Origin of the sequence: Filimonas zeae (assembly GCF_014641615.1) — a bacterium.
Taxonomy (GTDB): Bacteria; Bacteroidota; Bacteroidia; order Chitinophagales; family Chitinophagaceae; genus Filimonas; species Filimonas zeae.
Map to the genome: position 1 here is coordinate 822,999 of NZ_BMIB01000002.1, position 13,779 is coordinate 836,777.

Consider the following 13,779-nt stretch of genomic DNA (forward strand, 5'->3'; position numbering starts at 1 on the left):
CTGAATGTAACACCGCTGTAAAACCAGTGCAAGGAAAACGCAAATACCTCTGAATGTTATATAAAATTTTTTCTTACTAAACATTTTGCTTTGGGTTTAAGGTTAATTACAATTTACAGGCTGGCCATAAAAATTATAACAAATCATTTTTACAATATGGTTGCTCTGATCTCTCACCAAATGCAGCCTTCCGGCAGCATCATATTCATAGTAAGTAATACGCCCTGCAGGATCGGTCTGACTGGTCATGCCCACCAACGGCGCATAGGTAAAACTGGTAACCTGACAGCTAGACAATGTCCGTATTTTATTGAGTTCTGTGCGCAATGCATTATCCGTGGCGGGGCTGTTGACAATACTCATATTAACACCGCTTTGGTTTATTACATCCACATAGGCTTTACCGATAATTTTTGCTACCGGAAACTGCTTATTGTAGCCCCATACAAAGCAAGTAATTACGCCGTCTCTGCCTGTATACTGCAAAACATTTCCTTTATCATCATACTGGTCGAAGCTGACATCTGTTTCCAGATCATTACCTTTTATGGAACTGGCAATACTGGCGGCACGGAACAAGGTATTTTGTCCCAGATAGCTATAATTGGTTTTGGTGCGGGCAAGCTCCTGCAAAAGGATACTTTCATTGCGTTGTGTCTGTTCTACCACCGGTGTAATAATATGGCGGCTTACCATATCACCGTAAGGTGCGGTAGCAGCAAAATCGTGCGGATATTTATTAATGACGGTTTTTATCTGTTCCTTACTATTGAATGTTTTAACCAGGGTAGGTTGCATGTGTGTAGTATTGGCGTATTGAAACTGTTGTGTTTGTTGCAGTGCCTCACCCGCATCGGTATAAGTGGTGGTAATGGTTTCATCTAGTTTTAGCCAGTTGGAATACACATAATACCGGCTTACGTTATAATCGGCAAAGTAAGGAACACCAGCTTCATACCCATAATAAGGACGCGATATCAGTTGCTGTACGGCATAATAGGTTCCTGTAAAAGCGGTAGAAGGCTCTGTAGAATAATGATTCACCGTCTCGCTCATGTATCTTTTTACCTGGCCCACCATTTTAAAAGTACGGGTTGTCAGCTCTTTTCCATTATGCAAATCGCCGTTACTGCTTTGTGCGCCACCGGGTATAGCTGAACTATACTCATGCACATAATCCGGAATTACCTTATTACCAAAAGACACAGGCCTGCTTTTTCCACCTGCCATATACTCATGCTCTATGCCACCGGTAACTATTCCATTTTGATCCACCCATTGTTCTGTTACTTTGGGGAAAGTGATAGTGGAGTAATCGTTTACATACATTCCGTAAGTGGTATTGGACATAATCTGATACATGTAAAAGAAATAATCGTTTTCTGTACCTCTGATGGTAGTATAAAACAGTCCTTCGTCTGACAGGTTATCCGGAAAATAACTCATGAGTAAATCGGGTTGGTTAGTACCAAACTCATAGATAAAATTCCGGCGATTTACCAGATTGCCTGCACCATCATGATCTGCAACAGATTTAACTGTTACGCCACCTACAGGTTTTAAGGGGCGAACAGCATGATCATCTGGGTTGTCAATGTTTACATCAAAATGAACCGGCAGAGGATACGCTGAATACACCACAATTTTGAAAGCAGCCCCATACAGATTTAAAAAATTGAAATCAAAAGACGTATTAATGTTTGCCCAGGTGGAATAAAGTGGTGTAATCCAGTCGTTATAAGGATCTGCATCGGGAGGTAGGATTTTTAGGTATACGGTTTGCCCTGCCAAGGCGTAGCGCTGCAGGAAAACCGGATTTTGGCATAACGATTCTGACTAAAAGTATAGTTACCAGACACATACCGGGTGTACGTGGAAGCGGTGTTACCGTAAAAGGTGATATGATTGTAGGAAAGCTTGTTTACCTGATAATCGGCCTTAAATGCCGGCTGATATTCATAACTGGTGGAACCACCTGTAGGATACGTTATACGCTTCAGCATTCCTTTACAACTGTGCTCAAAAACACCCATTCTATCGGCCCCTACATCATACCCCCCTTCATTAAACTGCCCCGCGTAGGTATATGCCGGAAACAGCGACTGGTTTTTAATACCATTGAAAAAGCCCCAGTAATCCTGCGCAAAACTCAGGCGGGGCGGCAACGAATGAATACTCTCATACTCAAATGTGTAGGCAAGCACATCCTGCGTACGATCTTCAACCCTGGTTAAAAACAGCCGTTTGCGTAATTCGGGATAGGCAGCCTGAATAGTGGGCTGTAAAGGAACCCCGATATCGTAGTCTGTATTACCGTAAAAAGAGTATTCATAGTTAAACCCAAAAAGCTTTACTACCTGATTTGCCTGGTTGGTAACCTGCAAGACATCCAGCTTTTTCTCCCCCATAATATCTTCCCTGCCTGAGTACGAAAGACTCACTTTCCCTCCCGGGAACTGAATTTCTTTCAGCACCACACTGGTATATTCACTCAACTGAAAACAGGTTTGCACCGGCTGAATGGGCACATAACTTAACGGTGGATTCTGAAAACGATTGCTCGGTAAAAAAGTATAGGTTTGGTTTACACCGGTAAGATATTTAACTGTTTGTAACCCGTTAGACGGATGGATAGATTCGTATATATAGTTGATAAGATCGCCATTGGTTAAACGGATACTGGTGAGATACCAGCTGTTGGATTGAACAGAACCACCATTTTCCGGTATACAGACACCGGAGTTACCGCCAGCTGAACTACTTAGAGTACCATCGTAATAACCATTTCCAAAAGAATACAAGATTCCATCGGGTGTTGTAATGGTAAAGTCTAACGTTGTTTTTTCTATTTTCAGGTTATTGTAAGGAATCTGCACAATGGTTCCCTCATGAATAATGAATTTGCCGGAATAACCTGGAAAGGCATAAGTAAATATATCTGGTTGAAAAGATTTGGCTCCGTTTCCACCGGGCCCCACAAAGCGAAGGAAATCGTAGAATTCATTGCTAAACACATCACTGGTAGGAGACATATAAGACGGCAATTCATCCGGATCGCCGATAACTGTTCGGGTAATAATACCGGCAAAATCCATTTTCCATTGCATACCTACCCTTCCGCTTACTTCATCTACTTTTAGTCCGTTAGAGCTATAGCTAACAGACAATGGCATAGAAAAAGTTCCTGTACTGATAGTATACAAGGGTACGCTGTATTGTACAGCTCCGGTAGATAGACCAATAGGATTATTCCCGTATCGTGTTAATGCAAACGCTTCCGGCGCAGGGGGAATGATGCTGGGTATTGCATTATTAGATAATGCCGGCAAACTGGTTTGCGCACACATTTGGGTTACGGCCCCGGATAGCAGGAGTACAAATAAGACAGCTATTCTCATATAGTATGGTATAAAATATAAAGGAATTAAGGTTGAAAAAAGAGTATACAGTTTAGAGCGTATACCCTACCCGGAACTTAATAGCCTGGCTCTGCGGCTTCTGGCTATAACTGAGGAAATCCCACAGCAACTGCATGTTGCCCTGTTTTTTGGAGATTTTGTATTTTTTGGAGAGACCAATCAAACCGCTTTTTTGCCAAACATCGAGGTTACTGATTTCTTCCAGTTTACCAAAGCTTTGCAGGTAATTGAGCTCATACCCGCCCGTGATCCAGATACTGCCTTTGGCTTTAATGTCGATATAGGAACGGAGGCCTACGCCTTCGCTGGTGAATTTAATATTGTTAAAAGGACGCCCCCAGCCCAGTTTATAACTGGCGCCTGCGCCGATGGTGGCTTTATCGTTCAGTTTGTATCCGAGTGATAATCCGATATCGCTGATAGAAGGCAGCAGGTTGCTGCTGCGCTGACTTTGCAGGTTAACACCATACTCAATACGCTTCCAGAAGCTTTTTGTTTTTTGTCCGTTGGGTTTAAAACCTTCGGGCATAGCCATATCGCTGCTGCCGCCCCCCATTTTATTGATTTTATCTTTCAACTGATCCAGCTGGCCCTGCGCCTGCTGCAATTGTGCCTGCAGCGGATTACTACCCCCTGCTGCACCGGCAGCCCCACTGGCTGCACTGCCCAGCCGATCGCTGATCATTTGATTTACCTGTGAGCGGGTTTGCAAACCTGCCAGCCCGGCGCCATTGCTACTGCCGGGAGAAGAAGGAAACAACTGAGCCAGATAACTGTGCTGCTTCATAAAATCTTTAAAAGCGGGTGTTTCGCGTAGAACAGACAATGCTTTTTGCTCCAGCTTTTTACGGTCGTTGATGAGCGTTTTGTACTCCTGTAGCTGTTGCTGATAATAGTAGACTTCTTTGTTGATACCGGTAAGCTGGCTGCCCATATTGAACTTACTCAGCTGGGATGTAAGCTGCTGCTGCCGGTCTTTAACAAACGACTTGATATCATTGGCTTGCTGCATTTGCGTTTGCAAACTTTTCAGGCGCTGATTCAGTGCCTGCACCTGCTCCAGTTTATCAGCCGGCAAACCTGGAATTTTACCTTTTGCCTGTTCCAGAAAACGCATAGAGGTTTGCAGACTGTCCAGCCCGGGAATATATTCTTTGAGTGGATTGGCACTGGTGCTGCCAGCTGTGTTTTTGAGCTTCGCTTCCAGCTGTTTATACTTTTCCTGTTGCTGTGCCAGTAATTGTTTGGCGGCTACACTGTCTTTACCCTCCAGCTGTTTCTGCAGTTTCGCCTCCTTTTGCTTCATGCGGGCCAGCATTTTTTCAGACTTTTTCTGTACCAGCTTCTCCAGGCCTGCGTATTTAGATTCCAGCTTTTTTAAGGTGGAAGTACTCAACTGATCGTACGATTTGCTGATCTGCTGCAAACTGCTGTCGGACTGTGCGGACAACCGGCTGGCGGCTACACATAAAAAACAAACCAGTACCAGGCAGCTTTTTATACAGTTAGCATTTAGTGTAGAATATAACGACATGCGTATTTTTTAAGTTGGGTTAGTACAAAGTAACGATTCTTAGCTGGAATTCCTTAAAAAAACGGCCATTGGTTACCTACACTTTTGCTAAGGTTTTATTTTGAGCTGCTGCTCCAATTGTTGAATACGGGCTTCCTGTTGTTTCAACCGGCGTTCCTGCTCAATCATATACAAGGTCATTTCTTCCATTTTCTTCAGTAATTGCTTTTGCATTTCGCCCAGGTCAACCCCTTCTTCACCACCACTTCCGCAGCAGGTACATCGGGTAAATGTTTATTCACCCTTACGTATTTTCTTACGACTATAGAGACTGCTATATTTTTTTGAAACTGATTCTGTGAATGGCCGGCATTGGCCCGCCGGACAATTCAAAAATGACGAAATAATGCGAACGACCGGAAAACGGGCGCTGTGCCGGGTTTTTGTTTATTACATCCAGCGCGCTATTTTTCGTACTCCATACAATGGGCTTGAATACCCATTTATCCGCCGCCTCTTTCATTGATGATAGCACAGACTTCCACAATGTATCGGTAAGCAGGTAATCATTGCCTATTCCATCAAGTGGGAATAGCCGCTGAGATGTTATTTTACCCCTGTTATCAGTAGCATAATAACACCCAATGTAAATTGCCGCTTCATCCTGCTGCAACTGGTCGTATACTTTCTGATCAATAACCGGCTGCTTATACGTGCTGAACAAACTATCAGCGTGCTCCAGTCTGGTCAACTGAGCTGTAAGCAATAATGGAGAAACCAGGCATGTGAACAGAAAAAAAAGATATTTCATGTTGTACTCTATAGCTGTATAAAACAGTTTTAATAGCGCCATGCAATAAGGGTCTTAAGCTTAAACGTCTGATTTATCATTTTCATCAATCATATAAAGATCAATTTCTAATTCAGCATTTATTTGAGCTATTTTTTTCAGAAATTCCTTATCAAATTGAACTGCAGGTGTTTCACCATACATTTTAACGACAAGAGACAATTTTGATTCAAGGTTATTCCCGTTAATGTATAATGCCAATGCTTCCAGCACAGAATCAAATTTCAATAAAAACATCCCTGTCACCTCATTTACATCCAGCGTATTCAAAACATCAAAAGCATACTCCCAGCAAGTTTCTTTTCTTCTTATCAGTTTCGCCCTGTTGGGTATTACATCATCTTTGAACCAGTATCTGGTAGCTGCTATTTTAATTACTTCACTCAAACTTAAAGGGTTAAGTGAAGCCCCAACAACAGAAAATATCAATTTAATTTCAACCATATTAATTCAAGTCTACTAATACCTCACGTTTACCAGTTCACTTTCTCATTAAACGCCAGCAACAATATCAACACAACACAACCTTTCATGAACGGCATACTTATTTTAGAAATAACTGATAACATAGGTACGCGTACTACATACAACGGGATATCCATACTGATAAACCACCTTTCGGGTACGATTCTTATCATCGTAGTAATAAAGATGATTGTGCCATTTGGCATACTGCATAATAGGTAAAAAAGCTCCATTAACCTCCCTGTCTATGTTATACCGGGTTAACTGGCCACCTGTATACCGCTTAACAATTTTACAGTCAGCACTATCATAGTAGTGATAATACATAGTATCTACCTCCCCTTCCCACGACCCAACTATCCGCTTTAACTGCTTAGTAGTTTTATCGAAAACGCTATCCTCAACATCTCTGAGACAGTCAAAACAGTAACTACTGCTCTGAAACGAAAAAACGCTGATAACGGAGTCGCCAGATATGTTAGAACTATAAACAATAGAATCTCTACAGGCATCTGCCGGATCGTCAGAAAAACCATTTTCTTTAACAGCCACCAAACGTTGCCATTTATCTCTCAATTCAACCTTCTTAGCCAACCTGCTCCTCCCGGCCTCAAACCAGGTAAAAACAGCTGAATCTCCGAAATAAGTAAACCTGGCTCTTTCTATCATCCTTTTACCAGATGACACCACTACCCCAGCGGTTCGCCCCTTTACATCAAGCAACGTTTTGGTAGTACGTGTTTTACTCAGCACGGGATCAAAAGAGACTTCTCTTATTTCACGCCCTTTAGAATCATACTGATATTGGCCACGCCATTCAAGTTCGTTATTATGCCACCTGTTCAATTCAGTAATTTTTCCATTCCGCAATTTACCACTGAACCCCTGGCTACTAATGCTATCAGTATCCATAAAAACCTTAACCAAAAAAACATTGCAGCTTCTGCAATTATTAATCCATGCCGTATTGAATCGTTGTGCTTTTACCCAAAACGGCAACAGTATAATTACCATTATCTTCTTCATACCTTTTTGAATACTTCTACATGATTTCTGTATCCATTTTCAATTGCGTTTTATCGCTGCTGGCCGCTAAACAAATTGAATACAAACACCCCTATGTTCAGAAAAATATAGCTGAAACAGGTCATCGAAACGGTTGCCATTCCTCCAAACAAAACTCCTCCGCACAAACCCTTCATTCCATAATAAGGTTTTCCATTAATGTTCACGGGTACTAGTTCTACCAGTGAAAGAATGCCCACGACTACCCCTATCATACCAAAAGAACATCCGAACCCTGTAAACAATTTTTTGAATTTGAAATATTCCTGCTTCATACCGCTTTATTTTCATTTTTTAAAGGCCCCTGAGTAAACAGGTGAGTCAACTTAAGGGTTACAGGCAGCAAATTAGAAATTCAATGCCGGATTTAGGGTGTTTATCTTATTTTCACGTACCCTTATCAAACACTCATGCGCAACGTTTTCTTTATACTACTCTTACTAAGCTTATCGGGCTGTGACACACAGCAACAAGAGGCAAACGCAAATGAAGCAGCTACAGCAGCGTCTCCACCGCTTACATTTGGCACCTCCTACGACCAGCTACTGGCGAAGTTTACAGAAATAAACTTTGATACACTGGCAGTGAGCCCGCCCGATCTGGAAAACGGAGATTCGCCGTTTATGGGTATTGGTCTGGATAGTGCTATGACTGCACTATTTCCTAAAGAAATTTCCGGGGTTGATTCCAGTTTTGCAATAAGCAAATTTGCGCTGGATGCCGACAACACCGCTTTGATTGCGCGCGTACCCGGAGATTATTGGAGCAACCGCATAGTATTACTGGTATTTAACCATACCCGCAGGCAGCTACACTTTAAAAGCGATATAGCCTATAATTGGGGAGACGCAGGTGACTGGGAGACGATAAACAGTTGGCTCATCCGCACCAAAGACAATACACTATATCAATTAACGGATGACACCTCCGGTAGTATAGAAGATGGTGTAGAACCGGAAAAAGCGGAATCAATAGTAAGCAGCGAATATTATCTGCTGCATATAAAGCCAGAGATAACAGACACCCTTAGCAAAGACAGCACATCGCTACTGCAAACATATGGGCATCTGTTACGGGCAAGACAATAAGAAAATCAGTTACCGGCATTTACAGGGCTTTTTATTTTATGGCAGCACCTGCAAGCCTGATATATAAAGAAGAAGCCTGACAACTGATGATTACATTCGGTAAAAACTCGTCTACCCCCAGCGCGAACAGATCAAAGTACCCTTTCTGATTTACCGCAAACCAAACACCGATAATATATTTATCCAATAGTTCCGGAAAACGGTGCGATTGTGCATTTGGTTTTAAATCAAACCCACCTTTCTCCCCACACTGTACAATCAGTTCGTCAGTATCAGCATCCACCGTTACTTCTACTGCTACGTTATCCGTTTCCAACACCATACGCTCCACAAAATGAGGCGGATCATCTACTTCATCGTCATATTCACAACGCTCAATATGAACAGCACGCACAATTTCACCATCCAGTCTATCCCTTATTTCCTGCATCATAACGAGGTGCCATTTACGTCCTGCTCACTTGTTTCCAGCTTTCCATATTTCTTATCCATATATTTGTTTACCCAGTAACGACCCGTCATAAGGGCATACAGCAACAACAAACCCACTGACTTCCATTGAAGCCCCGGCAAGGAAACCTCCCACCCTCCAAGCCTTACAAACCAGCTGTACCAGCCTGTATAAGTATACAATTCAATCAGGTTCAGAGAAGACAAAACCAAAATCAGCGCAGTAAGAATCAGTGCCTGCTGGTGTTTTTTGAAATAGAGCACTCCATTTATTGCCAATAGCAATAAAGCCAGGTAATGCCGGAGCCCTGGCTCGTTGGCACCTGCCAGGATCTGCACCCAGGCAAACAAGTGAATAATGCCAACCAGCACATAAGGCACACAACGCAGCAGCTTGTTCATTTTGTTCATATCAGGGGTTTAGTAGTATACTTACTTCTTCAACACAATATCTTCCTTCGCTGCCCAGCCGGTAATATCCTGTTTGCTTAACACGGCTGCCATCAGATCGGGAAACAGATCGGGCGTACAGGCAAACACGGGTATGCCCAGGCTGTAAAAATACGCCGCATTACTGGCATCGTAAAAAGGGGCTCCCTCATCGTTCAACGCCAGCAGTACAATTACCTGCACACCGGCTTCGGTAAGTTCAGCGGCTCTTTTGCGCATGGCTTTTTCATCGCCACCTTCGTACAGGTCGGTAATCAATACCAGTACCGTATCCAGCGGACGGGTAATTACCTGCTGGCAATACGTAAGTGCCTGGTTAATATCGGTACCGCCGCCCAGTTGTACGCCAAACAGCAGGTCTACCGGATCATTCAGTTCTTCCGTAAGATCGGCTACGGCTGTATCAAATACCACCATGCGGGTGTTTACGGCGGGTATGCTGGCCATTACGCTGCCAAAGATGCCGGAGTATACCACAGAGGTACCCATAGAGCCACTCTGATCGATACATAGCACCACATCCTTTAAGGCACTGCGTCTGCGGCCGTAGCCGACGCGTTGTTCGGGGATGATGGTTTTGTAATCGGGCTGGTAGTGTTTGAGGTTTTTGAGGATGGTGGTATGCCAGTTAATTTCGTTATGCCGTGGGCGGGTGTTGCGCACGCTGCGGTTAAGGCTGCCCGTAACGGCCTGCTGCATGGGTTGCGCCAGTTTGCGCAGCAGGGCATCTACCACTTTGCGTACTACCTGTCGGGCGGTGTCTTTGGTTTTATCGGGTATTACCTTGCTGAGGCTCATGAGCGTGGCAACCAGATGTACATCAGGCTCTACCTGTTCCAGCATCTCTTTTTCAAACAGCATCTGGGTAAGGTTCAGGCGCTCCAGGGCATCCTGCTGCATTACCTGTACCACGGTATTGGGAAAAAAGCTGCGGATATCGCCCAGCCAGCGGCTTACATTGGGGGAGGAAGGGCCGAGGCCACCTTTGCGGTCGCTATCGTACAGGGCCGACAAAGCATTGTCAATCTGCTGATCGTTTTTCTCCAGCTGCATAGCGGTACCATCATTATCATCGCCCCCCAGTACCAGCCGCCATTTGCGTATATGTTGTTCTTCCGGTGTCATTGGTGTCAGTTTGTTTTAAAGGGCAGGATAGCCCAGTAATTGCATAATAACCGGCAGTGCCCGTTCGCCCCTGGCGGCATCTACCGTTTGTTCTGCTGTACGGTTGCCGGTTGGAGTATCGCCCTGCCTTACTTTTTCACCCAGCTTTCTACGCTCTGGTGTGGTATAGTGCGAGAAGGTGCGGCGCAACAGCGGTAATACCTGAATAAAGCTTTCTTCCGGCAGTTGTTTTACCCAGTCGTTCACCACCAGCCACAAATCGGCATCCAGCAGCAGCAGCGTGCCACTGCCTTTTAAAAAGCCTTCTATCCAGGCGGCAGCCAATGCGGGCGCTACAGCAGCGGATACGGCACTGTAAAACACTTTCACCAATGCTTCGCCTTCCAGCAGTTTATAATCGGCCAGTAAACGGGTGCAGTAACCGGCTATTACCGGATGCGTAGAATTGCTGCCTGCTATGCGTTGCAGGGTTTGCTGCCATTCGCGTGTGCTATCATGCTGTTGCAGCAGACTGATGGCATTGTTCATTTCCAGAAACAGGGCCAGCATTTTTTGGGCAGCATCATCGGCAATGCCGGTGCAGGCACCAGGCAGGCTGATACATACCCGGGTAATCATACCCGTTACAATACCGGTAACCAGCGCCGCATTTGTTTTACGTACGTTGCCATACCGGCTTACGGTAACCAGCGGAGCTATTACCTGCATCAGCTGCATTACGTCGCCGGTGGCCGCAGACTGGTTGGTCACCTGTACTATCAGTGCCTCCACGGCCTGTGGCAGTTCTGCCGGTAACGCCTGTTGCAACAAAGTACACAGCACCTGCAACGAAGCAGCGGTTGTGGCCTGATGTATTACGTAAGCAGTGGCAGCAGCTTCTACGGTATTGCCCCAGTTGCCTTTATCAATAATATCGATAGCCAGTTCGGGATTCCACTGCAAACGCCATTGTTCTTTAAACGTGCCTTTGCCGCTTACCCCAGAAGGCTTGCCCCAATGTATACCCAGTAGTTGCAGCCGGTGCAGCAGCATACTGCGTTCCAGATCAGTTTCTTTACGCAGGTCCAGCGTATAATCTTTCCACGCTGCCGTAGCAGGCAGCCGCAGTTTTTTCTGCCATTTTTCTATATCGGCCTGCAACGGTGGCTTGGGTATACCTGCGGGCAGGGTACCGATGCGGTTGCTGACGATCAGTTCTTCTTTAATCAGCTGCATCAGCATAGGCTCGCCGTGGCATACTACGCTGAGGGTGGCTTCGTTCAGTTCTTCCAGACCGGGTTTGGTTAAACCGCGTAATGCAGCCAGACTATGGGCCAGCCGTACGCTTTCTATAATATGCGCTACAGAGGTATCCATCTGTTTTTCGCGCAGCAGTTTGGCTACACCGGCCATCCAGCGGGTGCCATCATCTTCCGGATAATGCCATAAGTGACTATACCAGCCGGGGCTGTTGATACCTGCACCATAACCGCTGCTGAAGCTGAGGCGGCTGTAGGTCCACGGTATCCAGGTGCATTCTACTTTTACCTTAGGCAGGCCTTTCAGCAGTTCATTATCCTCTTTCTGCGGCGGCATTTGTGTTAACGCCGGTACATGCCAGGCACCACAGATAACCGCTACTTCGGTATACATTTCCTTCTGCGCCTGGCGTATGGTTTTACGCATCCAGGCTTCGCGCAGTTGTTCCTGCCGGTCTTTCACCGGTTTATCTTCCCGGGCGGCGCGCATCATTTCACTTACCGCCGTAAACACTTCTTCGTTACTGACGCGGTTTTCAAACGTATGCTCCCACCATTTATCAGAATCGGTATGTCCACCTGCATGCGCCATCCAGCGGAGCGGGGCGTTACCGTATATATCTTCTGTTTCCGGCACTTCTACAGCGGGTAGTTCTGCATCTGGCGGTGCTTCTGTAGCCATAGCTACCGGTACAGCGGGCTCCTGCCCTTCCTGCGCCTGTATGCCAAACGTATGCGCTACCGGCAGATCCATAAAGCGCACGGGAATGTTGTGTTGCCGTGCGTATAACATGGCCTGCCATTCGGGCGAGAATTCTGCAAAAGGATAAAACACCGATTGCTGTAAGGCATCGGCCTGATACAGCAAAATAGCCACGGGCGGCTGCAAGCCTTCATCGCTCACCCAGCGCAGCAGTTCATCCGCTTCGGGTGGCCCTTCTATCAGCACGATATCCGGCTTCACCGCTTCCAGAAACGCCTTAACATTGCGGGCGCTGCCGGGACCGTGGTGACGTATACCCAGTATATGATTCATTACAGCACGTTTTTACAGGCCCGGTAAATATCTTTCCAGTCTTCCCGGCTTTTCACCACCGTTTCCAGGTATTCCTGCCATACCACTTTATCCTGCACCGGATCTTTTAATATAGCACCGGTAATGCCCGCTGCCAGGTCTTCGGCCGTTAAACGACCATCACCAAAATAGCCGGCCATGGCCATACCATTGTTCACCACCGAAATAGCTTCGGCAGTACTGAGTGTACCGGAGGGTGTTTTCAGTTTGGTTTTGCCATCGATGGTTACGCCACTCCGCAGCTCGCGGAAGATGGTTACAATACGGCGAATTTCCTGTAATGCAGGTGGCTCGGCAGGCACTTCCATCACTTTTTCAAAGCTTTCTACCCGGCGTTTTACAATATCCATTTCTTCTTCCATGCTATCGGGCACCGGCAGTATAACGGTATTGAAACGACGCTTTAAGGCACTGGACAAATCGTTCACGCCCTTATCGCGGTTGTTGGCTGTAGCAATGATATTAAAACCGCGTACCGCCTGAATTTCGGTGTTCAGTTCCGGTACGGGTAATGTTTTTTCGGAGAGAATGGTAATGAGCGTATCCTGCACATCGGCCCCTATGCGGGTCAACTCTTCAATACGGGCTATTTTGCCATCTTTCATAGCACGGGCCACCGGTGTTTCTACCAATGCTTTTTCGCTGGGCCCTTCGGCCAGCAGGCGTGCATAGTTCCAGCCATAGCGGATAGCTTCTTCGCTGGTACCGGCGGTGCCCTGTATAATCAACGTACTATCGCCACTGATGCCTGCTGCCAGGTGTTCGCTCACCCAGCTTTTGGCAGTGCCGGGTAAACCGTACAACAGCAGGGCACGATCGGTAGTGAGGGTTGCTACGGCTATTTCCATTAAACGGCGGTTGCCGATGTATTTGGGGCTTACTTCAAACCCGTTGGATAACGTACCACCAACGAGATAGGTAACCACCGACTGCGGTGTAAGCTGCCAGTTGGCGGGGCGCCTGCCGCTGTCCTGCTTTTTCAGCTCTTCCAGTTCCAGCGCGTATAAATCTTCTGCATGACCACGTAATACCTGTGACATA

Annotated in this window: 14 protein-coding genes; 1 reads left to right on the forward strand and 13 read right to left on the reverse strand. The window is 45.9% G+C overall.

Annotated features, from left to right (window positions below):
• Positions 1-102: 102 nt before the first annotated feature.
• The 8 genes from IEY13_RS10055 to IEY13_RS10085 form a co-directional block, all read right to left on the reverse strand.
• The gene (locus IEY13_RS10055) at positions 103-1,791 is read right to left on the reverse strand and encodes an RHS repeat domain-containing protein (RefSeq protein WP_188951848.1); all 1,689 of its coding nucleotides are present in this window, start codon (positions 1,789-1,791) and stop codon (positions 103-105) included.
• Positions 1,767-3,398, reverse strand: coding sequence for a hypothetical protein (locus tag IEY13_RS10060; protein WP_188951849.1), 1,632 nt, complete (start codon positions 3,396-3,398; stop codon positions 1,767-1,769). Before IEY13_RS10060 ends, IEY13_RS10055 begins: the two co-directional genes overlap by 25 nt.
• A 52-nt stretch (positions 3,399-3,450) precedes the next feature.
• The gene (locus tag IEY13_RS10065) at positions 3,451-4,953 is read right to left on the reverse strand and encodes a coiled-coil domain-containing protein (RefSeq protein ID WP_188951850.1); all 1,503 of its coding nucleotides are present in this window, start codon (positions 4,951-4,953) and stop codon (positions 3,451-3,453) included.
• A gap of 87 nt (positions 4,954-5,040) precedes the next feature.
• Positions 5,041-5,166: a hypothetical protein gene (locus tag IEY13_RS30310; protein ID WP_262891971.1), complete on the reverse strand. Its 126-nt coding sequence runs from the start codon at positions 5,164-5,166 to the stop codon at positions 5,041-5,043.
• Between the two features lie 100 nt (positions 5,167-5,266).
• The gene (locus IEY13_RS10070; protein WP_188951851.1) at positions 5,267-5,743 is read right to left on the reverse strand and encodes a hypothetical protein; all 477 of its coding nucleotides are present in this window, start codon (positions 5,741-5,743) and stop codon (positions 5,267-5,269) included.
• A gap of 60 nt (positions 5,744-5,803) precedes the next feature.
• Entirely contained in the window at positions 5,804-6,226 is a 423-nt protein-coding gene (locus IEY13_RS10075) for a DUF4279 domain-containing protein (RefSeq protein WP_188951852.1), read from the reverse strand.
• A 105-nt stretch (positions 6,227-6,331) separates the two neighbouring features.
• Positions 6,332-7,093 (reverse strand): hypothetical protein, encoded by a 762-nt coding sequence (locus tag IEY13_RS10080; protein WP_188951853.1) that lies wholly within the window; start codon positions 7,091-7,093, stop codon positions 6,332-6,334.
• Between the two features lie 230 nt (positions 7,094-7,323).
• Complete coding sequence (locus IEY13_RS10085; RefSeq protein ID WP_188951854.1) at positions 7,324-7,587, reverse strand: hypothetical protein; 264 nt, start codon at positions 7,585-7,587, stop codon at positions 7,324-7,326.
• A 135-nt stretch (positions 7,588-7,722) separates the two neighbouring features.
• Here IEY13_RS10085 and IEY13_RS10090 point away from each other — a divergent pair, with 135 nt between their 5' ends.
• Complete coding sequence (locus IEY13_RS10090; protein WP_188951855.1) at positions 7,723-8,400, forward strand: hypothetical protein; 678 nt, start codon at positions 7,723-7,725, stop codon at positions 8,398-8,400.
• 31 nt (positions 8,401-8,431) lie between these two features.
• Here the strand turns inward: IEY13_RS10090 and IEY13_RS10095 are convergent, their stop codons facing one another.
• Genes IEY13_RS10095 through IEY13_RS10115 form a run of 5 tightly spaced genes read right to left on the reverse strand, consistent with a single transcriptional unit; the run spans position 8,432 to position 13,778 of the window.
• Entirely contained in the window at positions 8,432-8,833 is a 402-nt protein-coding gene (locus IEY13_RS10095; protein ID WP_188951856.1) for a DUF6334 family protein, read from the reverse strand.
• The gene (locus tag IEY13_RS10100) at positions 8,830-9,261 is read right to left on the reverse strand and encodes a hypothetical protein (RefSeq protein WP_188951857.1); all 432 of its coding nucleotides are present in this window, start codon (positions 9,259-9,261) and stop codon (positions 8,830-8,832) included. The genes IEY13_RS10095 and IEY13_RS10100 overlap by 4 nt, the downstream gene beginning before the upstream one ends.
• 21 nt (positions 9,262-9,282) lie before the next feature.
• The gene (locus tag IEY13_RS10105; RefSeq protein WP_188951858.1) at positions 9,283-10,425 is read right to left on the reverse strand and encodes a VWA domain-containing protein; all 1,143 of its coding nucleotides are present in this window, start codon (positions 10,423-10,425) and stop codon (positions 9,283-9,285) included.
• A gap of 15 nt (positions 10,426-10,440) precedes the next feature.
• Positions 10,441-12,699: a DUF5682 family protein gene (locus tag IEY13_RS10110; RefSeq protein WP_188951859.1), complete on the reverse strand. Its 2,259-nt coding sequence runs from the start codon at positions 12,697-12,699 to the stop codon at positions 10,441-10,443.
• A complete protein-coding gene (locus IEY13_RS10115) occupies positions 12,699-13,778 on the reverse strand; it encodes an ATP-binding protein (RefSeq protein ID WP_188951860.1) in 1,080 nt (359 codons plus the stop codon). The genes IEY13_RS10110 and IEY13_RS10115 overlap by 1 nt, the downstream gene beginning before the upstream one ends.
• Position 13,779 lies beyond the last annotated feature (1 nt).